Below are 22,182 nucleotides of genomic sequence, written 5' to 3'. Positions count from 1 at the left end.
TTTCCTGTTAGTGAGTGTTTACCGGCACGCGGTCGGTGACGTATTTGCCCTGCTTCACCGCCTGACGACGCCAGAGCAGCAGAATCAGCGTGGAAATCAACGTTCCCGCCAGCGCCGCGCCAAACCAGCCTGCCGCCGCCATGACGCCGCCTAATCCGCCATCATGGAGTAAAAAGAGGGAGAAAATCCCTGCGCCGGGCGTCGACAGCCCAATATTCATGGCGCCAACGATCGCCCCGGTGACCATCGACCCGAGGACAAAAGCGCTAATGACCCGCAGCGGATCTTCTATCGCCATCGGGATAGCCCCTTCGGTGATCCCCGCCAGCCCCAGTAGCCAGGTAGATTTACCGGTTTCGATTTCAAACTCTTTAAATAAACGTGGCGAGAGTAGCGTGGAGGCCGTTACCGTAAAGGCTGAAACCATTTTGACGGAGGCAAAAATGGCGTAAGGCCCGTAAACGCCGTTGGCCATTGCGCCCAGGCAGAAGGCGTAGGCAGCTTTATTCACCGGCCCGCCCAGGTCGAAGGAGCACATAAAGCCGAGGATAGCGCCAAGCAACAGCGCATTGGCGCCGCTTAAGCCATTCAGCCAGGCCGTCAGCGCGTTGTTGATCCACGCCACCGGCTCGCCAACCACGAACAGCATCAGGCTGCCCGCGCCGAGCGTGCCGATGACTGGGTACAAATAGAAGGTTAAAAACCCGTTGAACTTACTGCTCAGCCGGAGATGATTTTTCACCCAGCGCATCAGGTATCCGGCGATAAGCCCGCCCGCTACCGCGCCAAGAAAGCCGGAACCGATCATATTAGCGGCCAGTCCGGCGGCGAAGCCCGGCGCCAGCGCGGGTTTATCCGCCAGCGAATAGGCGGTATAGGCCGCCAGTACCGGCACCATGAGAATGCCAAGCATTCCGCCGCCCAGTTTGCGGTACATCCACAGCCAGGAGTTTTCCTGATCGAAAAGGTGTTGCAGCCCCAGCATCTGCGCCAGCAGTACCGCGACGGCAAGGACGGTGCCGCCCGCGACGATCAGCGGCACGGCAAATGAGATGCCGCTCAGCAGCGCCTGTTTGAGTTCGGTTTTTAGCCCCTTCGCAGGCGGCGCATCCTGCTGAAGCGCGCGCGTTTCACGCTGCGGCAGCGCCAGCGCCTGCTGGATCAGTTGCTCCGCATGGCGAATCGGCTCCGCGACCGGTACCGTAAGCGTCGGCAGTCCGGCAAAGCGTTCACTCTCTTTTATGGCCACCTCAGCGGCGAAAATACACGCCGTCGCCGCATTCAGTTGGTCCGCCGTCAGCCTGCCTTCAATGCCGTTAGCGCCCTGCTTTTCGACATACACATTCACGCCCAACTTACGACCCGCTTTTTCCAGATACTCCGCGGCCATATAGGTATGCGCAATCCCCGCCGGACAGGCAGTCACGCAGACCAGCGTTGGCGCCTGCGCCAGCGGCGGTGTGAATGCAGCATGAACCTCGTCGTCCAGCGCCGCCAGCAACGCATCTGCGCTTTCGGCAGCCATCACCCGTGCCCGCGTCTCGTCGTCCGCCAGACGGGTGGTAAGCGCGGTCAGCAAGTGCATATGCGTACTGCCCGCTTCATTCTGCGGGATGGCGAGCAGAAAGATCAGTTCCACCGGTTCGGGTCCATCGACACCGTCCCACTCCAGTGGTTCGCTGAGGGTCGCCACCGCGAACGCGGCCTCCTTCACAGCGGACGTTTTACCGTGCGGTACTGCCAGCCCTTCGCCCAGCGCGGTGGGACCGAGACTTTCGCGGGAAAAGACCTCCGTTAAAAACGCCTGGGGATCGGCAATCTTACCCAACGCCGTTAGCCGTTGCGCTAATGCGGTGATTGCCTCGTCACGACTGGCGAAGCGGGCATTCAGGCACAGCGCATCGCGGTGGGTTAACGTTGTCAGGTTCATCATGTTCCTCACCCTGTGGTGGTTTTATGCGCGAAGAATTGTGCCAGACGAAATAATACATTTATGTGATCATTTTCACTATTGCGCGATAATTTGTATTAAATTTGTATTATTTACAGCGCCGGGATGTCAGGCATAATGAGCGAATTCGTATTAACCTTCCCGGAAAACCATGAGCCGAAAGCCGCTATACCGCCAGATCGCAGACCGTATCCTTGAGCAAATTCAGCGAGGTGAGTTGAAGCCAGGCGACGCCCTGCCGACGGAATCCGCGCTGCAGGCAACGTTTAACGTCAGCCGCGTCACGGTGCGCCAGGCGCTCAGGCAGCTTACGGAACAGCATATTGTCGAAAGCATCCAGGGTAGCGGCACCTATGTGAAAGCGGAGCGGGTTAATTACGACATCTATCAGTTAACCAGCTTCTATGAGAAGCTCGCTGACCGTAACGTCGACACTCACAGTGAAGTGCGGGTCTTTGAAGTGATCCCGGCAGATGACTTTTTGCAGGAACAGCTCCAGCTTGCCCAGGGCAGCCGCGTCTGGCACGTCAAGCGGGTGCGCTTTATCAAGCAAAAACCGGTAACGCTGGAAGAAACCTGGATGCCGCTGGCCCTGTTCCCGGATCTGACCTGGGAAGTCATGGAAAAATCGAAGTACCATTTCATCGAAGAGGTGAAGCAAATGGTGATCGACCGAAGCGAGCAGGAGCTGATCCCGGTGATGCCCACCGAGGAGATGAGCCGACTGTTGGCTATCGATCCCGGCAAGCCGATTCTGGAAAAAGTCTCGCGCGGATATTTGAAAGATGGCCGGATATTTGAATACAGTCGAAATGCGTTCAATACCGACGATTATAAATTTACCCTGATCGCCCGTCGTAAACAGCGTTAAAATTTCCCTTGCGCCGCAGGCGATAAATAAAAGTGATGCGCTGCGCGAAAAAACACGTTATACGGCGATACAAAACAAATCATTAGCATTTGTTTATTTTTATTAACAACCAATAAATGCCGTATCTCAAGCACTTTTTAAATTCCGTTACCTTACTCACAATTCTCTCGCTTTCATTATTTTTCATGAATATTTTTGTTGCTGATTATAAATAAGATTCAGATCACAAAGGTGACATTTCGTTTTTCACCATTATGGTTATATAAATATATTCCCACTCGGAAATAGAATTTAACCACATGATATTTATGGTTAAATTTTATCAGCATCCAGTATCGCCGTTTTACGCATGTTTTTTTGAAAATAGATCAATTGCATCGATAACGCCGCCCCAGGACACTCCCTCACTATTAAAGGCCGCCACCCCAGAGGGCGCCATATATCATCATTTTTATTTTTACCCTGAGTCCTGGAGAGGATTACCCATGAAGAAATCAACACTTGTTATTGGCGTCATTGGTGCTGACTGCCATGCAGTAGGCAATAAAGTTCTGGACCGTGTTTTTACTGCCCATGATTTTCGCGTAATCAATCTGGGCGTTATGGTAAGCCAGGATGAATATATTGACGCCGCCATCGAAACCGGCGCCGACGCCATTGTCGTTTCCTCTATTTATGGCCACGGTGACATTGACTGTCTGGGGCTACGCGAACGCTGCATCGAACGCGGTGTTGGCGAGATTCTGCTTTATGTGGGCGGAAATCTGGTTGTCGGTAAACATGACTTTGCCGATGTGGAAGCGAAATTCAAAGACATGGGCTTTAACCGTGTCTTCGCGCCAAGCCATGACCTGGAAGATGTGTGCCGGTTAATGGCCGCCGATATCAACCAGCGCCACGGCGTCGCGCAGCGCTGTCTGGAAGAGGCCATCTGATGCAAATCGTCTCTGTCGACATCGGCTCGACGTGGACCAAAGCGGCTCTCTTTGCCAGGGAGGGCGACGCACTCACACTGGTCAATCATGTTCTGACGCCGACCACGACTCACCATCTGGCAGAAGGTTTCTTTGCCAGCCTTAACCAGGTTCTGAACGTGGACGATGCGCGCCCGCTGCTCAACAGCGGCGATGTGACGCTGAAATATTCCTCTTCCGCCAAAGGCGGGCTGGCCGTCGCGGCGATGGGGCTGGTGCCTTCAATCACCCTGGAATCCGCGAAAGTCACCGCCCACTCTGCGGGGGCGAAAATCGCGCAGTACTACGCCTACAAGCTCAACCGCCACGACATTCAGGCGCTGGAAGCCTCGCCGCCTGACATCCTGCTGTTTACCGGTGGAACTGACGGCGGTGAAGAGAGCTACGGTCTGGCTAATGCCCACGCGCTGGCGAACTCGCGTCTGGACTGCGCCATCATCTACGCGGGTAACCGCGACATTCAGGACGAGATCCAGGCGATTCTGGGCCATAAAGATCTCATCACGGTGGACAATATTCTGCCGGATCTCGATCACCCAAACCCGTATGCCGCGCGCAAAGCGATTTGCGACGTGTTCCTGTCACGCATCGTCAAAGGAAAAGGGCTGGATGTGATTGTCGGCGAAACAGGTGAAGAACCAATGCCGACGCCGTGGACCGTGTATGAACTGGTGAAAGCGATCAGCGATGTCGACAGCGCGTGGAAGGAGTTCATGCTGATCGACATGGGCGGCGCCACCACCGACGTCTACTCCGCCAGCGCCAACACGCTCTCCCCTGACACCGTCCTGCATGGCGTCCCGGAGCCATTTGTTAAACGCACGGTGGAAGGCGATCTGGGCATGCGCGTCTCCGCGGTGGTGGTGGGTGAGAGCACCCGGGATCTGGTCAACGTCGTTTTTGCCCGGCAGCCGCAGCGCCAGGAGGCCTTCTTTGGCTATCTGCGTCATCTGGTGGCCCATCCGGACTACCTGCCGCAGGGGGAGGAGGAGCGTTATTTCGACAGCCTGTTAGCCGGACTGTGCGTCGGCTATGCCGCAGAACGGCATGCCGGCACGAAAAAACAGGTCTGCACCTGCGTGGGCAACGTCGATCTCCAGATGGGACGCGATCTGACCACGGTGCGTAAAGTGGTGGGATCCGGCGGCTGGCTGTCGCGCGCCAGTCAGTTCGACATTCATCACTGGCTTAAGTACCGCGAACTGGACGACGACGGCAGGCGCATTCTTCTTCCCACCCAGTTTGACTATTACCGCGATGCAAAAGGTCTGCTCCCGCTGCTGGCGAACGTCGCCAGGATCGATCCCCAGGCCGCGGCACGCACCAGCATTCACTGTTTAACCCTCTAATCCCAAAGGCAGCGACGAATGGAACTTCGAAATAAAAAACTGACCCATGACGAGTTTATGACCGAACGGCACCAGGTGTTGCAGACGTGGTCAACCGGCAAAGATGTCGAACAATTTGAAGATGGCGTGAAGTACCAGCAGACCATCCCGGAGAATAAACGCTTCTCTCATGCCCTGCTAAAAGCCGATCAGCAGGGAAAAACCCTGAGCCAGCCGCGCGCCGGCGTGGCGTTAATGGACGAACACATTGCGCTGCTGAAAACGTTGCAAACGGAGTGCGATCTTCTGCCCAGCACCATTGATGCCTACACCCGTCTGAACCGCTATGAAGAAGCGGCGATCGGCATTCAAAAATCGATCGAAGCCGGCACCTCAAAACTTAACGGCTTACCGGTGGTAAACCACGGCGTAGCGGCCTGCCGCCGGATGACCGAAGCGCTGGAAAAGCCGATTCAGGTACGCCACGGTACGCCGGATGCCCGCCTGCTGGCGGAAATCGCAATGGCCAGCGGCTTCACCAGCTACGAAGGTGGCGGCATCTCTTACAACATTCCTTACGCCAAGCGCGTCACGCTGGAAAAATCGATCCGCGACTGGCAGTACTGCGACCGCCTGATGGGGCTGTACGAGGAACACGGCATACGCATTAACCGCGAGCCGTTCGGCCCATTGACCGGCACATTGATCCCTCCGTTTATGTCCCACGCCGTAGCGATTATCGAAGGCTTACTGGCGCTGGAACAGGGAGTGAAATCCATTACCGTGGGTTACGGACAGGTCGGCAGTCTGACCCAGGATGTTGCGGCGATCCAGTCGTTGCGCGAGCTATCCCACGAATACTTCCAGAACTACGGTTTCGATGACTATGAGTTGAGCACCGTGTTCCATCAGTGGATGGGCGGCTTCCCGGAAGATGAATCGAAAGCGTTCGCCATTATCTCCTGGGGAGCGGCGGTGGCGGGGATGGCTGGCGCCACCAAAGTCATCACCAAAAGCCCGCACGAAGCCTTTGGTATTCCTACCGCAGCGGCGAACGTGCAGGGGCTGAAGGCGTCCCGACAGATGCTCAACATGGTCAGCGACCAGAAATTCCCGCCGTGTAAAGCGGTCGAGCAGGAAGTCGAGCTGATTAAGAGCGAAGTGCGCGCGGTGTTGAAGAAAGTCTTTGAACTGGGCAACGGCGACGTGGCGCGCGGAACGGTGCTGGCCTTCGAAGCCGGGGTGCTGGATGTGCCGTTCGCGCCTGCCGCCTGTAACGCGGGCAAAATCCTGCCGGTGCGCGATAACAGCGGCGCGATCCGTGTACTCGAAGCCGGCGCGGTGCCGCTACCGAAAGACATTCTCGCGCTGCACCATGACTATGTTGCCGAGCGCGCGCGCTTTGAAGGACGTAAACCCTCATTCCAGATGGTTGTTGATGACATCAACGCGGTATCCCACAGTCAATTAATAGGAAGACCATAATGAAAATCAAAAAGGCCCTTTTCACCGCTGGCTACTCCTCTTTTTATTTCGACGATCAGCAGGCGATCAAAAACGGCGCGGGTCATGACGGGTTTATTTACACCGGCGCGCCGGTTACGCCAGGCTTTAGCGCCGTGCGTCAGGCGGGCGAATGCGTATCGGTCCAGTTGATTCTGGAAAATGGCGCGGTGGCGGTTGGCGACTGCGCCGCCGTGCAGTATTCCGGCGCGGGTGGCCGTGACCCGCTGTTCCTCGCAGAGCATTTTATTCCGTTCCTTAACGATCATATTAAACCGCTGCTGGAAGGCCGTGATGTGGACGCGTTTCTGCCCAACGCCCGCTTCTTCGACAAGCTGCGTATCGACGGTAAGCTGCTGCATACTGCCGTACGTTACGGCCTGTCCCAGGCGCTGCTTGACGCCACGGCGCTGGCCTCCGGTCGCCTGAAAACGGAAGTGGTTTGTGACGAATGGCAACTGCCGTGCGTCCCGGAAGCCATTCCCTTATTCGGACAAAGCGGCGATGACCGCTATATCGCCGTCGACAAGATGATCCTGAAAGGCGTTGACGTCCTGCCTCACGCGTTGATCAACAACGTCGAAGAAAAACTTGGCTTCCAAGGTGAAAAACTGCGTGAGTACGTGCGCTGGCTGTCGGATCGCATCCTGACCCTGCGCACCAGCCCGCGCTATCACCCGACGCTGCACATTGACGTTTACGGCACTATCGGCCTGATTTTCGATATGGATCCTGTACGCTGCGCTGCGTACATCGCCAGCCTTGAAAAAGAGGCGCAGGGGCTGCCGCTGTACATTGAAGGCCCGGTGGATGCAGGTAACAAGCCGGATCAGATCCGCATGCTGACCGCCATCACCAAAGAGCTGACCCGTCTGGGCTCCGGGGTAAAAATTGTCGCGGACGAATGGTGTAACACCTACCAGGACATTGTGGACTTCACCGATGCCGGCAGTTGCCACATGGTACAGATCAAAACCCCGGATCTCGGCGGCATTCACAACATCGTTGACGCGGTGCTGTACTGCAACAAACACGGCATGGAAGCCTACCAGGGCGGCACCTGTAACGAAACCGAAATCAGCGCCCGTACCTGCGTTCACGTGGCGCTCGCCGCGCGGCCAATGCGCATGCTGATCAAGCCGGGCATGGGCTTCGATGAAGGTCTTAACATTGTGTTTAACGAAATGAACCGCACCATCGCGCTGTTACAGACTAAGGATTAACTGATGGCCCGTACTTTTAAGATCTTATCACCGACGGCCATTCTCGGTTATGGCTTCCCGGAAGACAGTTTTCGCAAAGCCATGGAAGCGTCACCGGATCTGATCGCCGTTGACGCGGGTTCTTCCGATCCTGGCCCCCACTACCTGGGGGCGGGTAAACCGTTTACCGACAGGGCCGGCGTGAAGCGCGATCTGCGCTATATGATCGTCGCTGGCGTGAAAAACAACATCCCGGTGGTGATTGGCACCGCCGGGGGGTCCGGCGCGGCGCCGCATCTGGAATGGTGCCGCCAGATAATCCTCGAGATCGCGCAGGAAGAAAACCTGTCATTCTCGCTGGCGCTGATCCCTGCGGATGTCGATAAAGCGATCGTGCATGCGGCGCTGGACAACGGCAAGATCACCGCGCTGGATTTCGTTCCCGAACTCACCCATGAGGCGATTGAAGAGAGCACCTACATCGTGGCGCAAATGGGCGTAGAGCCCTTCCAGCGTGCGCTCGCCGCCGGTGCGCAGGTCGTGCTGGGGGGACGTGCTTACGATCCGGCGTGCTTCGCAGCCCTGCCCATTATGCAGGGATTCGATGAAGGCCTGGCGCTGCATTGCGGGAAAATCCTTGAATGCGCGGCGATTGCCGCCACGCCGGGGTCCGGTTCCGACTGTGCGATGGGGATCATTGACGACAACGGCTTCACCCTGAAAACGTTCAACCCGAAGCGGAAGTTCACCGAAACCTCAGCCGCGGCGCACACCCTGTATGAGAAATCCGATCCTTACAGCCTGCCGGGGCCTGGCGGGGTGCTGAATCTGAAAGGCTGTCATTTTAAAGCGGTCAACGATGGCGAGGTGTACGTTAGCGGTTCACGCCACGAAACCACGCCGTATGCGCTGAAGCTGGAAGGGGCGCGCCAGGTAGGATTCCGCTGCCTGACCATCGCCGGCACGCGCGATCCGATCATGATTGCCGGAATTGATACCATTCTGGAAGACGTGAAAGCCAGCGTGGCGCAAAACCTCTCGCTGAATGACGACAGCATTCGCATGACGTTTCACCTGTACGGCAAAAACGGCGTGATGGGCAACCATGAGCCGGTCAACACCGCCGGGCATGAGCTGGGCATTCTGCTGGATGTGGTGGCGCCGACCCAGGATATCGCCAACAGCGTCTGTTCGCTGGTGCGCTCTACCCTGCTCCACTACGGCTATGAAAACCGGATCGCCACCGCGGGCAACCTCGCCTTCCCGTTCTCGCCTTCCGATATCCAGAGCGGGCCGGTGTATGAGTTCTCGGTCTATCATCTGATTGAAGCGAGCGACGATCTGCGTTTTGACTTCCGCCTCGAGCAGGTGACGCCAGAAGGAGTAACGGCATGAAATACCCTATTTGCACCCTGGCTCAGGTGATTCGCTCTAAAAATGCCGGGCCGTACGAACTGGTGTTAGATATTTTATTTAAAACACGTGAAGACTATCAGCGGGTTAAACGTTCAGAGCAATTAACGCCGCAGTTAATTGCCGGCCTGTATAACGTGGCGCCTGACTTTATTCATCGCATTGTCTGGTTTGATCCGGCGAATGCGGTAAAAATCGTCATGCCTCGCGATATTATTTCCGGCAATGTTGGCGACAATGATGTTTATGGCGCACAGCAACATGCCCCGCTGTTAAATATTACATTCGACCTTGAGTGATTAATAACAATAACATCCACCGGCGTACAGGGTTTCGCTGTATCACTGTATTCCAGTTTATTTAAATGGTTGGTCACAACAGGCTGGCGTCCGGCTGCTTCTGCGGTGCGGACGCCCCTTCTCCTGCTGCCGCCAACCCTTATCCGTATCCGATGGAGTGAAAATGAAAAAAATAAGTCTGACCAAAATGATCATATTAGGCCTGATTCTCGGCATGATTGCCGGGGTGGCTATTAATAATATGGCATCAGCCGATACTGCAAAAACCTATGCGCAGGAAATTTCTATTTTTACCACCATATTTCTGCGCATGGTTAAAATGATTATCGCGCCACTGGTTATTTCAACGCTGGTGGTGGGTATCGCCAAAATGGGCGACGCAAAGACGCTCGGACGTATCTTTTCAAAAACCTTTTTTCTGTTTATTTGCGCGTCTCTGCTGTCAATTGCGCTGGGTCTGGTGATCGTCAACCTGTTCCAGCCGGGGGCAGGGATTAACTTTGTCGCCCACGACGCGGGCGCCGTAGCCGCCGTCCAGTCAGAACCGTTTACCCTGAAGGTGTTTATTTCCCATGCAGTGCCCACCAGTATCGTGGATGCAATGGCGCGTAACGAGATCCTGCAAATCGTGGTGTTCTCCATTTTCCTCGGCTGTAGCCTCGCGGCGATAGGCGAAAAAGCGGAACCGATCGTCAAAGTGCTCGACTCGCTGGTTCACGTGATGCTGAAACTGACCGGCTATGTCATGCTGTTCGCTCCGTTGACGGTTTTCGCCGCGATCTCCGGCCTGATTGCCGAACGCGGGCTGGGCGTCATGGTGAGCGCCGGGATCTTTATGGGCGAGTTCTACCTGACGCTGGGGATGCTGTGGGCAATCCTGATTGGCTTGTCGGCAATGCTTGTCGGTCCGTGCATTGGCCGCCTGACCAAATCCATCCTCGAACCGGCGCTGCTGGCCTTTACCACCTCCAGCTCAGAGGCCGCCTTCCCCGGCACGCTGAACAAACTGGAAAAATTCGGCGTCTCGTCCAAAATTGCCAGCTTCGTCCTGCCGATTGGTTACTCCTTTAACCTTGTCGGTTCCATGGCCTACTGCTCGTTTGCCACTGTGTTTATCGCCCAGGCGTGCAACATTGAGCTGAGCATGGGCGAACAAATCACCATGCTATTGATCCTGATGCTCACGTCTAAAGGCATGGCGGGCGTTCCACGCGCCTCGATGGTGGTGATTGCCGCCACCCTCAACCAGTTCCACATCCCTGAAGCGGGGCTGATCCTGCTGATGGGCGTCGATCCGTTCCTCGATATGGGCCGCTCCGCCACCAACGTGATGAGTAACGCAATGGGCGCGGCGATCGTTGGCCGCTGGGAAGGCGAGCACTTCGGTGAAGGCTGTCGCGGCACCGCGCCCGCGCCGGTTAAGGCCCCCGAGCAGGAACGTCCAGCGACTGAGCCGTCAGAAGTGGCCATGTCCTGAGCGCGCAACAATGCCGGATGACGCCACTGCTTATCCGGCCTGCGAATCGCACATTTTTCCAGGCCGGATAAGGCGCAACGCCGTCTTCCGGCGTAATTTGTCGAGCGAGATTGCACCATGAACGTGAAACTTTTTGGCTCAGCTATCATTATCGCCAGCCTGTATTTCAACACCCCTGTGCTGGCACAGCCTGCACCGGACTATGCCGCGCTGATTGAACAGGCGCACCAGAAATTCAAAAGTAACGCAGACGGAAAAGTCGCCGACTACATTCCTGCGCTGGCAACCTACAGCCCCGCTAATTTCGCCATTACCCTCGCCACGGTGGACGGTAAAATTTACCAGACGGGCGATGTGAAAAAAGCGTTTCCGATGGAATCGCTCAGCAAAGTGTTCACGCTGGCACTGGCCATGGAACAGCATGGCCCGCACGTGGTGCTGGAGAAACTCGGCGCCAACGCGACTGGCCTGCCCTTCAACTCCGGCCTTGCTGTCGAGCTGACCAAAGGCGCGCCGGAGAATCCATTGGTCAACGCGGGCGCTATCAGCACCGTGAGCCTGATTGACGCGAAAGACAAAACGGACCGCTGGAACAAAATTCTCAACAACCTCAATGCCTGGGCCGATGCAACCCTCACCGTCAATGAACCGGTATTCACCTCGGAAATGGAAACCAACCAGCACAATCAGGCACTGGCAGCGTTGATGGCGTCATACGGCAGCCTCTACGGCGATACCGACGAGGCCGTTGAGATTTATACCCGCCAGTGTTCGGTGGATGTCACCGTTGAACAGCTCGCCAAAATGGGCGCGGTACTTGCCAATAACGGTAAATCCCCCTTCAACGGCAAGCAGCTTCTGAATGCACGCTATGTACCGCAGGTGCTGGCGGAAATGGCGATTGCCGGACTGTATGACGGCAGCGGCAAATGGCTTTATACCATCGGTATCCCGGCGAAATCCGGGGTGGGCGGCGGCATGGTTGCGGTCGTACCGGGACAATACGCCATTGCCGTCTATTCGCCGCCGCTGGATGAAGCGGGTAACAGCGTTCGCGCACAGCAAACCATCCACTATGTTGCTGACGCCACGCAGGCCAATCTTTTTATGACACGTTAAACCCCGTAGCGGATGGCGCTTGCGCTTATCCGCCTACGACTCGTTCATTTTTTACAGTTCAAACGCCGCCATCCGGCAAAAAAACAGAAAGGTGAGAAGTCCTATGTCTAAACCCTTTGTCTGGCAGGAACTCTTTGTACAAAGCAAAGAAAGCACAGAATATGAACTACTCAGTAATCAGCATATTACGGTAAGCGAGCTTGACGGTGAGGAAGTGATCAAAGTGGCGCCGGAGGCGTTAACGCTGCTGGCGCAGCAGGCATTTTATGAAGCGTCATTCTTCCTGCGCGCCAGCCATCTGAAACAGATTGCCAGCATTCTGCACGACCCGCAGGCCAGCAGTAACGATAAATACGTCGCGCTACAACTGCTACGTAATGCCGAGGTCTCGGCGAAAGGCGTACTGCCAAACTGTCAGGACACCGGTACCGCGACGGTAGTCGCCAGCAAAGGGCAACGGATCTGGACCGGCGGCGATGACGCCGAAGCGCTAAGCAAAGGCATTTACACCACCTTTCAGGAGCATAACCTGCGCTATTCCCAAAACGCGCCGCTGGATATGTATCGCGAAGTGAATACCGAGACCAACCTGCCCGCACAGATCGATATCAGCGCCACGCCGGGCAGCGAATACCATTTCCTTTTCGTCAATAAAGGCGGCGGTTCGGCCAACAAAGCCGCACTGTTCCAGGAGACCAAATCGCTTCTGCAACCGGAAAAACTGACCGCCTTCCTGATAGAAAAAATGAAATCACTCGGTACCGCCGCCTGTCCGCCGTACCACATCGCTTTTGTGGTCGGCGGTCTGTCAGCGGATCAGGCGCTGAAGGTCGCGAAGCTGGCCTCGACGAAGTATTACGACAATCTGCCCACTCACGGTAACGAACTGGGGCAGGCGTTCCGCGATACGGCGCTGGAAACGACCCTGCTCAACGCCAGCCGTGAATTTGGTATTGGCGCGCAGTTCGGCGGTAAATATTTCGCTCATGATATTCGCGTTATCCGTCTGCCGCGCCATGGCGGCTCCTGTCCGATCGCCATGGCCCTTTCCTGCTCGGCGGACCGTAATATCAAAGCAAAAATAAACAAACACGGTATCTGGCTGGAAAAACTGGAACATCATCCGGGCAAGTTTATTCCTGAGTCCTGTCGCGTGGAGAACAGCGCACAGACCGTGAAGCTGGAGCTGAACCGTCCCCTGCGAGAAATTCTGCACGATCTGTCCCGACTGCCCGTCGGTACCCGCCTCTCCTTAAGCGGTCCGATCGTGGTTGCCCGCGATATTGCGCACGCCAGAATCAAAGCACGACTCGACAGCGGCGAACCGTTGCCAGCGTACCTGTGTAACCACATTGTCTATTACGCCGGTCCGGCCAGAACGCCGGACAATATGGCCTGTGGCTCGCTCGGGCCAACCACCGGCGGGCGCATGGACGGCTATGTCGACGCTTTCCAGGCGGCGGGCGGTAGCCTGATCATGCTGTCCAAAGGCAACCGCAGCCAGCAGGTTACTGACGCCTGCCACAAACACGGCGGCTTTAATCTCGGCAGCATCGGCGGTGCCGCAGCTCTGCTGGCGCAGCAGTATGTGAAAAGCCTGCGCTGCCTTGAGTATCCGGAACTGGGAATGGAAGCGGTCTGGATGATGGAGGTTGAAAACCTGCCCGCTTTCGTGCTGGTTGACGACAAAGGAAATAACTTCTTCAGTCAGTTTGAGCAGCAGCACCGGTGCGCAACCTGCCCGGCGGGGCACTAAGGAGCGTCTATGGAAACGCGAGCCAACGATGCGCGGCATCGCCAGCGCCAGCAAAAGCTGAAAGAACAGGTCGAGGCCCGGGTCGCCGCGGCCACCGGGAAAAAAGGGATCCTGATTGTTTTTACCGGCAACGGTAAAGGGAAATCCACCGCCGCGTTCGGAACCGTCACGCGCGCTGTCGGCCACGGTAAAACCGTTGGCGTCGCGCAGTTTATCAAAGGCCAGTGGGACAATGGCGAATACAACACCCTGCATCCGCTGGGCGTCGAATTCCACATTATGGGTACCGGGTTTACCTGGGAAACGCAAAACCGCGAGGCGGATATCGCGGCGGCGCTTGTCGTCTGGACAGAAGCGCAGCGGATGCTGGCCGACCCGCAGTACGATCTGGTGGTGCTGGATGAACTCACTTATATGCTGGCGTATCACTACCTTGATACCGACGCGGTGATCGCCGCCATAACGGCGCGTCCGGCGCAGCAGAGCGTGATCGTCACCGGTCGCGGCTGCCACGCGAGGCTGCTGGATCTTGCGGATACGGTCAGTGAAATGCGCCCGGTGAAGCATGCTTTTGACAGCGGTATTCAGGCGCAGGTGGGCATTGACTGGTAGTCACATCGTTGCCGGATGGCGCATGCGCTTATCCGGCTTCCCGTTTGCCCGTCATCCGCCGTCAGCGTTCCAGGTGAGATACCACCGATTTTTGTAACAGCCAGTCGCGGAAAACCTGTAAATGACGGGATTCCGCTTTTTCTTCCCGCCAGGTCATGATGAAACGATTACCCGTGCGCATGGGCACATCGCAAGGGATCACCATGTCACCGTTATCCAGATCGTGCTGGATCGCAAACCGTGGGAGCAGCGCAACCCCCAAATTCGATCGCACCGCGGCGATCAGCATCGACAGCAGATCAAAACGCGGGCCTTTGTTGACCCGTGAGCTACTGACATCTGACAGGGCAAACCACTCCTGCCAGCCGTTAATTCGCGTACTTTGATGCAGCAAGGGAAACTCATTGAGCAACTCTTCAACCGCCAATTTCTGGTTAGGCTGTGACAGCAGACTGCCGCTACAAACCGGGAGGATTTCCTCTTCGAACAGATACTCCACTTCTGACCACGGCGAACAGAAGTCTTCACGCATAATGGCCGCATCATATTCACGGTTGAGGAAATCGCCCATGTTCGCCAGCGAGTGAATATTAACGATAATATCGGGGTTAAGTTTGTTGAATTCACGCAGATTGGGGATCAGCCAATGGGTGCTGAAGGTCGGGTTGACCGCCAGTTCAATGACTTCGACCGTGGGCTGCCAGGTCATAATGGTATTAGTATCACGCTCAAGTTTATTGAGCGTTTCCTTAACAATGCTCAAATAATGCTTCCCGGCCTCGTTTAAAAAAATCCGCTTTTTGGCATGATTAAATAATGCAGTATGCAGAAAATCCTCAAGTGCATTCACCTGGCGAAATACTGCACTTTGCGTTAATGCTAACTCCTCCGCCGCACGCGTATAACTTTCATGACGTGCCACCACTTCAAACGTCACCAGTAATTCAGTCTTTGGTATCTTTCCTCTCATAACGTCTTCCATATGCCGCGTACAAAAATAGTTTAATTTATAAAAAATAAATGCAACCGACTCCCGATTGGCCTAAGAGTTATATTTTATTTCCTACCTGTATGTCATTGATCCACTCCATGGTTTATTCACACAGGAGTCGAACAAATAATAACCAATAATACGCAAAACTGGCCATAAACACAATTTAAATAAGGTTATTATGCGACAAATAGCGCCAATAAGTTCTTAATAATTTTTCAAGATAACTTGTTTATTGGCGAAAAAACTTTGCGGGTTTAATCAATATTATTTACTTATTATTTCAGGAGAATTCAGCTCACTAAACGATAAGCAAACGATGACGTTTTTTTATCTGCTTTTACTCTTTTTACCGTTTTTCCCGACAATAATTAAGGACGACATATGAAAAACTCCGGAAAAGTCTGGCTGGTTGGTGCAGGCCCTGGTGATATCAGCTTACTGACCCTTAAAGCCCTGCAGTGTATTCAACAGGCTGATGTCATCATTTACGATCGGCTGGTCAATCCTAAAATGCTTGAGTGGTGCTCAGCGAGCTGTACCTGCATCAACGTTGGCAAAAGTCCGGGCTTTCATAGTGTTCCTCAGGAGGAGATCAATGCCCTGATTATCCAGCATGCGCGAGCACAGCGGAACGTTGTGCGCCTGAAAGGTGGCGATCCTTACGTGTTTGGCCGCGGTGCCGAAGAGGTGGAATGTCTGGTCGAAGAAGGCATTGACTTCGAAGTGGTGCCGGGGATCAGTTCCGCCATTGGCGGGCTGGCCTGCGCCGGGATCCCGGTGACCCACCGCGATCTGGCATCGGGTTTTCATGTTGTGACAGGACATACCCGCGAAGGTAATCAGCAGCAGGACTGGCGGCAGTTGGCGAAGCTCAACGGCACGCTGGTGATTGTTATGGGGATCGCAAACCTGCCATTTATTTGTGAAGAACTGCTAATGGGAGGCAAATCACCGGACACGCCCGCGGCGATTGTGATGTCAGTTACCCGGGACAATCAGCGGCGCTTAACCTGTACGCTCGGTACATTACTCACGAAAGCGCAGGAAGCGAATATTGTGCCACCGGCACTGATTGTGGTTGGTGATGTTGTCCGTCTGAGCGACCGACTCTCTTTTATTCCAGAGGCGATGGAACGCGCCTACAGCGAAAGGTGTTCATGACGGAATAACTGCGGAGACGTCTGGTGAGCCGCCCGGAACACCCGACACAAATAGCTCGTCTGCGCATACTGAAGTTTCCGGGCGATGCTGTCGATAGAGTTCTACGGATCGCACAGCAACTCACTCGCCCGCTGCATTTTTTCTGGCTCACCCAGGTTTTAAAATTCGCTCCCTGCCGTTTCTTAAAGAAACGGCTAAAGTAGTTGGCGCTTAAACAGATATGTGCGGCGACCCGTTTCTTTTCGTGGCGAGAAAGTTCCATTGCTGACAGACGCAGGTCGTTCTACTGCACATCAGCGGTGTCCACCGTTTTACGCTGAACCGGATTGAGATTGTTAATAATAAAGCTGAGCAGGTTTGCCGCTGCCACCAGATGATTATTTTCTACAATCGCGATCTGATTCCAGGCTGATTTAATTTTAGGATCGAAAGCCCACTGCCGATCGTCATCGATGACAATAGTTTTATATTCCGGATACTTTGCGCACGCCTGATCGCAAATAATAAATCCCAGCAGATGCCCCTGACGAATTAACGCCATAGAGAAAAAACTCAACCCGGCATGACAGCAGAGTATTCTGATTTTTTCTTCTTTTACCCCTTCAAAAGCACAATATTTATCACGTTTCTGACAAGTTTTTGGTATTGCAGATTGGCGCACAGTAATGAACAGAACGAATTAAAATTATGACAGGCAGAAATTTTCCGACCATTTATGTCTACCACCACGGCGGCGAGTCCGGTCGCCTTAGAAAACACCTCTGCCAGTGAGTAAAAAGTGTGTAAGACATCGTCCTGAATATGCTGAGGCACGTTACGCTCCGTCAGTGGTCTGGATAACGTCGCTACTATGCTTAATTTGTCCAGGTGAAAAAATGACCCTGACCGCAAAAAATAATCTTATTTATTCAGGTGATTATGATCAAATTGCAAGAGCGTCCCCGCGCCCTCGAAACCAGACCACCGACTGCTGTGACAACTTTTCCCAAAGATTAACGAATCTTCACATCTCCCTGTGAGCTTCATTTCAATATCACTCATCACTTTATATATTATTTTCAATTAGTTATAAAAATCACATACAATTTTATGATGTGCTTATTTGTGAGAATCATCATGTGAATGTGAAACGCCCTCCTGAATAATAGGTTCAATGACAAGATAATCTGAACGGAGTGGATGTATGCCCGTCACGATAGGTGTTATCGCCGACGACTTTACTGGCGCAACGGATATAGCAAGTTTTATGGCTGAGCAAGGCTGGAGGGTCGCGCTGCTGCCCGGGATGCCAGACGCCGCCCTGCCCTGGAATGAAGAGGTCGACGCGATTGTCATCTCGCTGAAAAGCCGTTCTCTACCGGCTGACCAGGCCATCGATCAATCATTACGCTGCTGGCAATGGCTGCACAACACGGCAGGTGCGCGGCAGATTTACTTTAAATATTGTTCCACTTTTGATTCCACCCCCGCCGGGAATATCGGTCCGGTCAGCGATGCGCTGATGGAAGCGATGCACGCGCCGTACATCGTTCACTGCCCAGCCCTGCCGCAAAACGGACGTACGGTGATTCACGGTTATCTGTTTGTGAATGGCGTATTACTGAATGAATCCGGCATGGAGAAACATCCGCTCAACCCGATGACCGATGCGAACCTGATTCGCCTGCTCACAGCGCAAACTGCCAGCGCTGTCGGGCGCATTGACCTCCGCACGATTCAGAAAGGTGTGGAAGCGGTCACTCACGCGCTGGAACGCTGCCAGTCTGAAGGTGTACGTCACGTAATCGCGGATACCTTTAGCGAAGCCGATCTGCAGACCCTCGCTCAGGCCTTACGTCATACACCGCTGCTGGCGGGCGGTTCCGGCCTGGGTGGCGCACTGGCCGCTTGCGCTGCGTCACAGCGTGGGCGGGAAGCGGTACATCCCTTCCCGCAGCCGGCCAAAACGGTGGTTTTTTCCGGAAGTTGTTCCACCATGAGTAACCGCCAGGTGAATCGCTATAAAGCACAGGCCGCTTCCCTTCTACTCGACGTAGCGCGCTGCCTGACAGACGCAGAGCGTTACAGTGACGAGCTGTCGCTGTGGACAATGACTCATGTCGATGACGCGCTCGCTCCATTGATTTACGCAACCCAGCCGCCGGAAGCGCTGAAACGTATTCAACAGGAGTACGGCGAGCAGCGCGCCAGCCGGGCGATTGAGCAAACTTTTGCCAGACTGACGGCCAAACTGCAGGCCGCGGGCGTAACCGGTTTTATCGTCGCCGGTGGTGAAACGTCCGGCACCGTAGTGGAGGCGTTACAGGTGACGAGACTGACGGTCGGCAAAGCCATCGCGCCCGGCGTGCCATGGGTGTTCTCCGCCGAGCCGCCGCTCGCGCTGGCGCTGAAGTCAGGCAACTTCGGTGACGAAGACTTCTTTTTCACCGCGCAGGAGTCTTCATTATGAGTCAGCTTAACGAACAACAACTCCGCGAACAGCTGGTGCATTACGGTCGTTCTCTGTTTATGCGCGGCTTCAGCAGCGGTGGTTCGGGCAACCTGAGCGTAAGACTGCCGGACGGCGGCTATCTGGTCACGCCGACCAACTCCTGTTTGGGCGAGCTGAACGCCGCGACGCTCAGTAAACTGGATGCCAACGGCCTTTACCTCAGTGGCGATAAACCGTCAAAAGAAGTGCCCATGCACCTGGCCTGGTACCGTCATCGTCCGGCCTGCGGCGCGGTGGTTCATCTGCATTCGCCATGGCTGACCGCCCTTTCCTGTCTGCCATGCAGCACACCGGAAAATTGTCTGCCGCCGTTAACGCCGTACTACGTAATGCGCGTCGGGCAGTTGCCTCTGTTGCCCTATTTCAAACCCGGTCATGAGGGTATTGCCAGCGCACTCAGCGAGATTGCGGCGGACCATACTGCCGCGCTCCTGGCAAATCACGGTCCGGTAGTCAGTGGTCGCTCACTTCGTGAGGCGGTGTTTAATGCCGAAGAGCTGGAAGACAGCGCCCGCATCTGGCTGACCTTAAAACCACTCGGCTACGTGCCGCTAACGGCGGAAGCAGTAGCTGAACTCGAACAATCCCGGCGAGCATGAGGTGAGAGGATGATCCCCGAACAACGACGTGATTTTATCTACCGCTACGTGCATGAAAAAAACGTTGCCTCGTTTAATGAGCTGGCGGATCTGATGAGCGTGTCGCACATGACCGTGCGCCGCGATATTCAGTTGCTGGAGGAAGAAGGCAAAGTCATCTCGATCAATGGCGGGGTGAAACTCAACAATCTGCTGAAATCGGAGCTACCGTGGCGGGAAAAGGCTGAGCTGCATCATGACGTGAAGCGACGGATGGGGCAACTTGCCGCGATGCTGATAGAGCCAGGGCAAACGCTGTATCTCGATGCGGGAACGTCGTTGTTTGAAGTGGCGAAAGCCGTCGCCGCCAGCCACTGCTTCAACCTGACGGTGGTGACGAACGATTTTTCCATCAGCCACTACCTGATGGATATGCCGCACATCACGCTGTATCACACCGGCGGACTGGTGGATCAGCGCAACCGCTCATGCCTTGGGAAAAGCGCCGCCAGTTTTCTGCGCACGATAAACATCGACGTGGCGTTTCTCAGTTCGTCCTCGTGGGATACCGAACGTGGAATGTCGACCCCCAGTGAAGGCAAAGCCTCGGTGAAAGAGGCGGTGCTCACCGTCTCCCGCCGTCGGGTGCTGGTCTGCGACAGCAGTAAATTTGGCAAATACGGAATGTTCCACATCTGCTCGCTGGATCAACTGACCGACATTATTTCGGACAACCGGTTGCCCGACGTAGCGCAGGATACTATTGCCAGCCAGGGCGTGAAACTACACCTGGTGGATTGCCGGGAGGGAACGCATCATGCTGAAGTTAGCGGCTAACCTCGACTGGCTGTTTTGCGAACGTCCCATTGCGGAGCGCTTTCAGTCCGCAAAGGCGGCGGGTTTTCACGGCGTTGAAGGGCTGTTTCTGTGGCAGCATCCGCTGGAGGTGCTGCTGGCGGCGCAACGGGAAACCGGCCTGCCGGTGGCGTTGATGAATGCGCCGGCGGGTAACTGGCAAGCCGGTGAACGCGGACTGGCCTCCCTGCCAGGCAGTGACGAGGAATTTCATCGTAGTCTGCTGATTGCCCGCGATTACGCCACGGCACTGGGCTGTCGCAAGGTGCACGTCATGGCCGGATTGCGCGTGGCTGGACTTTCCGCCAACGCCCAGTATGAGCAATTAACCGACCGACTGCGTATCGCCTGCGACGTCATGGTTGGGGCCGATATCGACGTGTTGATTGAACCGTTGAACCCGGACGATATGCCTGGTTATTTTGTCGATAGCTTTCCACTGGCTGAACGTCTTATTCGCGAAGTGAACAGAAAAAATATCGGCTTACAGTTTGACATTTACCACTGCCAAAAAATACACGGTAATGTTACGCATCTTATTGAACATTATTTACCGTTCATTAAACACTTTCAGATTGCTTCTGTACCCGGTCGCCATGAACCGGGAACGGGAGAATTAAATGAAACATGGCTTTTTGAATTTATTAAGCAAACAGGCTATCAGGGCTGGATAGGTTGTGAATATAAACCGTCAACACCAGGGCCCGAATCGTTACGTTGGATAACACCGTACTTATAATTTTAATATCTCTGTACCGGAAAACCGGAGGAACACATGTCGGATACTGTTATTATTTCGCTGGCACCCGTTGCCGCGGATTGCCCCAGAGTTATACCTGAAGAACTGGCGCAGGAAATACTGGCAAGCGTCGAACATGGTGCAGCCATCGTGCATTTACACGTTCGCGATAAGCAGGGTCGCCTGACGCCGGACACCACCGATTTTCAGGCAACGATCGACCACGTCATGCGCCATTCCGACCTGATTATTCAGGCCTCAACCGGTGGCGTCTCCGCCATGTCGATTGCCGGGCGCTGCGCGCCACTGGACTGTCCCGGTGTCGAAATGGCGTCGCTGAACGTCGGCTCCGTTAACCTCGGCGATGCCGTATACTTTAATCCCGGACCGGACGTCGAATATTGTTCGCAACAAATAACCCAACGTTCCATTATTCCTGAATTTGAAGTTTTCGAAATTGGCATGATTAATAACATTCTGGCACTGGAAGAAAAAATAACGTTCAGGAAACCGATGTTATTTAATATCGTCCTCGGACACCTTGGAAGTTCACCCGCGACAGTTGATGCGTTAATTGCCTTGCGCAGTATGATCCCTCGCGACGCCTTATGGGGAATTACCCATTTTGGCCGCAAGAATTTCGATATTATTGCGGCAGCAATCGGCATGGGCGCCAGTGAAGTAAGAATTGGTTTTGAAGACAGCTATTATTTAAGCGCCGAAGAGAAAGCTCAGCATAATTATCAGCAGGTTGCAAAACTCGCCACGCTTATTCGCAGTATGGATAAAAAGGTCGCCACGCCGGATATTGCGCGGCAAATGTTAGCTATTCCACCACGGCAGTAATAGCGAGAGAAAG

19 protein-coding genes and 1 pseudogene are annotated in these 22,182 nt (G+C 54.8%); 17 read left to right on the top strand and 3 right to left on the bottom strand.

Annotated elements, in window-relative coordinates; translation table 11 throughout:
- Window positions 1–7: 7 nt before the first annotated feature.
- Window positions 8–1,930, bottom strand: coding sequence for a PTS 2-O-a-mannosyl-D-glycerate transporter subunit IIABC (gene mngA / locus OOJ60_RS01070; RefSeq protein WP_042286195.1), 1,923 nt, complete (start codon window positions 1,928–1,930; stop codon window positions 8–10).
- A 172-nt stretch (window positions 1,931–2,102) separates the two neighbouring features.
- On the opposite strand from mngA, the gene OOJ60_RS01065 reads away from it, so the two are divergent.
- The 11 genes from OOJ60_RS01065 to cobO all read left to right on the top strand — a co-directional run bounded on the left by OOJ60_RS01065 (window position 2,103) and on the right by cobO (window position 14,505).
- Window positions 2,103–2,822 carry a GntR family transcriptional regulator gene (locus tag OOJ60_RS01065; RefSeq protein ID WP_060568867.1) on the top strand — a complete coding sequence of 240 codons (720 nt, stop codon included), beginning with the start codon at window positions 2,103–2,105 and terminating at the stop codon, window positions 2,820–2,822.
- Window positions 2,823–3,307: 485 nt separating this feature from the next.
- Window positions 3,308–3,757, top strand: coding sequence for a methylaspartate mutase subunit S (gene glmS / locus OOJ60_RS01060; protein ID WP_205611777.1), 450 nt, complete (start codon window positions 3,308–3,310; stop codon window positions 3,755–3,757).
- Window positions 3,757–5,145 (top strand): methylaspartate mutase accessory protein GlmL, encoded by a 1,389-nt coding sequence (gene glmL, locus OOJ60_RS01055; RefSeq protein WP_060568868.1) that lies wholly within the window; start codon window positions 3,757–3,759, stop codon window positions 5,143–5,145. The genes glmS and glmL overlap by 1 nt, the downstream gene beginning before the upstream one ends.
- 18 nt (window positions 5,146–5,163) lie before the next feature.
- On the top strand, window positions 5,164–6,609 hold the full coding sequence (locus OOJ60_RS01050; RefSeq protein ID WP_200033750.1) for a methylaspartate mutase subunit E: 1,446 nt from the start codon (window positions 5,164–5,166) through the stop codon (window positions 6,607–6,609).
- The gene (locus OOJ60_RS01045) at window positions 6,609–7,850 is read left to right on the top strand and encodes a methylaspartate ammonia-lyase (RefSeq protein WP_199956427.1); all 1,242 of its coding nucleotides are present in this window, start codon (window positions 6,609–6,611) and stop codon (window positions 7,848–7,850) included. The genes OOJ60_RS01050 and OOJ60_RS01045 overlap by 1 nt, the downstream gene beginning before the upstream one ends.
- Window positions 7,851–7,853: 3 nt before the next feature.
- The gene (locus OOJ60_RS01040) at window positions 7,854–9,224 is read left to right on the top strand and encodes an acyclic terpene utilization AtuA family protein (RefSeq protein WP_060568869.1); all 1,371 of its coding nucleotides are present in this window, start codon (window positions 7,854–7,856) and stop codon (window positions 9,222–9,224) included.
- A complete protein-coding gene (locus tag OOJ60_RS01035) occupies window positions 9,221–9,541 on the top strand; it encodes a DUF4387 domain-containing protein (RefSeq protein WP_060568870.1) in 321 nt (106 codons plus the stop codon). The genes OOJ60_RS01040 and OOJ60_RS01035 overlap by 4 nt, the downstream gene beginning before the upstream one ends.
- Window positions 9,542–9,704: 163 nt before the next feature.
- Entirely contained in the window at window positions 9,705–11,018 is a 1,314-nt protein-coding gene (locus OOJ60_RS01030; RefSeq protein WP_042285290.1) for a dicarboxylate/amino acid:cation symporter, read from the top strand.
- 117 nt (window positions 11,019–11,135) lie between these two features.
- Window positions 11,136–12,137 carry a glutaminase A gene (glsA, locus tag OOJ60_RS01025; RefSeq protein WP_205611776.1) on the top strand — a complete coding sequence of 334 codons (1,002 nt, stop codon included), beginning with the start codon at window positions 11,136–11,138 and terminating at the stop codon, window positions 12,135–12,137.
- 103 nt (window positions 12,138–12,240) lie between these two features.
- The gene (locus OOJ60_RS01020) at window positions 12,241–13,893 is read left to right on the top strand and encodes a class I fumarate hydratase (protein ID WP_060568872.1); all 1,653 of its coding nucleotides are present in this window, start codon (window positions 12,241–12,243) and stop codon (window positions 13,891–13,893) included.
- A gap of 9 nt (window positions 13,894–13,902) precedes the next feature.
- On the top strand, window positions 13,903–14,505 hold the full coding sequence (cobO, locus tag OOJ60_RS01015; RefSeq protein ID WP_042285298.1) for a cob(I)yrinic acid a,c-diamide adenosyltransferase: 603 nt from the start codon (window positions 13,903–13,905) through the stop codon (window positions 14,503–14,505).
- Window positions 14,506–14,566: 61 nt separating this feature from the next.
- On the opposite strand, the gene OOJ60_RS01010 is transcribed toward cobO, so the two are convergent.
- The gene (locus OOJ60_RS01010) at window positions 14,567–15,475 is read right to left on the bottom strand and encodes a LysR family transcriptional regulator (RefSeq protein ID WP_205611775.1); all 909 of its coding nucleotides are present in this window, start codon (window positions 15,473–15,475) and stop codon (window positions 14,567–14,569) included.
- Between the two features lie 405 nt (window positions 15,476–15,880).
- Here OOJ60_RS01010 and cobA point away from each other — a divergent pair, with 405 nt between their 5' ends.
- A complete protein-coding gene (cobA, locus tag OOJ60_RS01005; protein ID WP_042285305.1) occupies window positions 15,881–16,660 on the top strand; it encodes a uroporphyrinogen-III C-methyltransferase in 780 nt (259 codons plus the stop codon).
- On the opposite strand, the pseudogene OOJ60_RS24805 reads toward cobA, so the two are convergent.
- A pseudogene (locus tag OOJ60_RS24805) lies at window positions 16,639–17,473 on the bottom strand (PocR ligand-binding domain-containing protein). The gene cobA and the pseudogene OOJ60_RS24805 sit on opposite strands and share 22 nt — an antisense overlap.
- Before the next feature lie 370 nt (window positions 17,474–17,843).
- On the opposite strand from OOJ60_RS24805, the gene otnK reads away from it, so the two are divergent.
- The 5 genes from otnK to OOJ60_RS00975 are packed head-to-tail and all read left to right on the top strand — an operon-like array spanning window position 17,844 to window position 22,169.
- Window positions 17,844–19,109 carry a 3-oxo-tetronate kinase gene (gene otnK / locus OOJ60_RS00995; protein WP_205611774.1) on the top strand — a complete coding sequence of 422 codons (1,266 nt, stop codon included), beginning with the start codon at window positions 17,844–17,846 and terminating at the stop codon, window positions 19,107–19,109.
- A complete protein-coding gene (gene otnC, locus OOJ60_RS00990; RefSeq protein ID WP_205611773.1) occupies window positions 19,106–19,750 on the top strand; it encodes a 3-oxo-tetronate 4-phosphate decarboxylase in 645 nt (214 codons plus the stop codon). The genes otnK and otnC overlap by 4 nt, the downstream gene beginning before the upstream one ends.
- A gap of 9 nt (window positions 19,751–19,759) precedes the next feature.
- Window positions 19,760–20,566, top strand: a complete 807-nt coding sequence (locus tag OOJ60_RS00985; protein WP_042285318.1) for a DeoR/GlpR family DNA-binding transcription regulator — start codon at window positions 19,760–19,762, stop codon at window positions 20,564–20,566.
- The gene (locus OOJ60_RS00980; protein WP_042285321.1) at window positions 20,547–21,323 is read left to right on the top strand and encodes a hydroxypyruvate isomerase family protein; all 777 of its coding nucleotides are present in this window, start codon (window positions 20,547–20,549) and stop codon (window positions 21,321–21,323) included. The genes OOJ60_RS00985 and OOJ60_RS00980 overlap by 20 nt, the downstream gene beginning before the upstream one ends.
- A 36-nt stretch (window positions 21,324–21,359) precedes the next feature.
- A complete protein-coding gene (locus OOJ60_RS00975) occupies window positions 21,360–22,169 on the top strand; it encodes a 3-keto-5-aminohexanoate cleavage protein (protein WP_205611772.1) in 810 nt (269 codons plus the stop codon).
- Window positions 22,170–22,182 lie beyond the last annotated feature (13 nt).

It is taken from the genome of Citrobacter sp. R4 (assembly GCF_026719175.1).
In the GTDB taxonomy this organism is placed as follows: Bacteria; Pseudomonadota; Gammaproteobacteria; order Enterobacterales; family Enterobacteriaceae; genus Citrobacter_A; species Citrobacter_A sedlakii.
The sequence above is the reverse complement of the archived record's forward strand: the minus strand, read 5'-3'. Positions and strand labels throughout refer to the sequence as shown.

Excerpts from the sequence above, each read along its gene's own strand:
- mngA (WP_042286195.1), bottom strand. The coding sequence starts at position 1,930 with ATGAACCTGACAACGTTAACCCACCGCGATGCGCTGTGCCTGAATGCC.
- OOJ60_RS01030 (WP_042285290.1), top strand. The coding sequence starts at position 9,705 with ATGAAAAAAATAAGTCTGACCAAAATGATCATATTAGGCCTGATTCTC.
- cobO (WP_042285298.1), top strand. The coding sequence starts at position 13,903 with ATGGAAACGCGAGCCAACGATGCGCGGCATCGCCAGCGCCAGCAAAAG.
- OOJ60_RS01045 (WP_199956427.1), top strand. The coding sequence starts at position 6,609 with ATGAAAATCAAAAAGGCCCTTTTCACCGCTGGCTACTCCTCTTTTTAT.
- OOJ60_RS01050 (WP_200033750.1), top strand. The coding sequence starts at position 5,164 with ATGGAACTTCGAAATAAAAAACTGACCCATGACGAGTTTATGACCGAA.
- glmS (WP_205611777.1), top strand. The coding sequence starts at position 3,308 with ATGAAGAAATCAACACTTGTTATTGGCGTCATTGGTGCTGACTGCCAT.
- OOJ60_RS01020 (WP_060568872.1), top strand. The coding sequence starts at position 12,241 with ATGTCTAAACCCTTTGTCTGGCAGGAACTCTTTGTACAAAGCAAAGAA.
- OOJ60_RS01065 (WP_060568867.1), top strand. The coding sequence starts at position 2,103 with ATGAGCCGAAAGCCGCTATACCGCCAGATCGCAGACCGTATCCTTGAG.
- otnK (WP_205611774.1), top strand. The coding sequence starts at position 17,844 with ATGCCCGTCACGATAGGTGTTATCGCCGACGACTTTACTGGCGCAACG.
- glsA (WP_205611776.1), top strand. The coding sequence starts at position 11,136 with ATGAACGTGAAACTTTTTGGCTCAGCTATCATTATCGCCAGCCTGTAT.
- OOJ60_RS01035 (WP_060568870.1), top strand. The coding sequence starts at position 9,221 with ATGAAATACCCTATTTGCACCCTGGCTCAGGTGATTCGCTCTAAAAAT.
- OOJ60_RS00980 (WP_042285321.1), top strand. The coding sequence starts at position 20,547 with ATGCTGAAGTTAGCGGCTAACCTCGACTGGCTGTTTTGCGAACGTCCC.
- cobA (WP_042285305.1), top strand. The coding sequence starts at position 15,881 with ATGAAAAACTCCGGAAAAGTCTGGCTGGTTGGTGCAGGCCCTGGTGAT.
- OOJ60_RS00985 (WP_042285318.1), top strand. The coding sequence starts at position 19,760 with ATGATCCCCGAACAACGACGTGATTTTATCTACCGCTACGTGCATGAA.
- otnC (WP_205611773.1), top strand. The coding sequence starts at position 19,106 with ATGAGTCAGCTTAACGAACAACAACTCCGCGAACAGCTGGTGCATTAC.
- OOJ60_RS00975 (WP_205611772.1), top strand. The coding sequence starts at position 21,360 with ATGTCGGATACTGTTATTATTTCGCTGGCACCCGTTGCCGCGGATTGC.
- OOJ60_RS01010 (WP_205611775.1), bottom strand. The coding sequence starts at position 15,475 with ATGAGAGGAAAGATACCAAAGACTGAATTACTGGTGACGTTTGAAGTG.
- OOJ60_RS01040 (WP_060568869.1), top strand. The coding sequence starts at position 7,854 with ATGGCCCGTACTTTTAAGATCTTATCACCGACGGCCATTCTCGGTTAT.
- glmL (WP_060568868.1), top strand. The coding sequence starts at position 3,757 with ATGCAAATCGTCTCTGTCGACATCGGCTCGACGTGGACCAAAGCGGCT.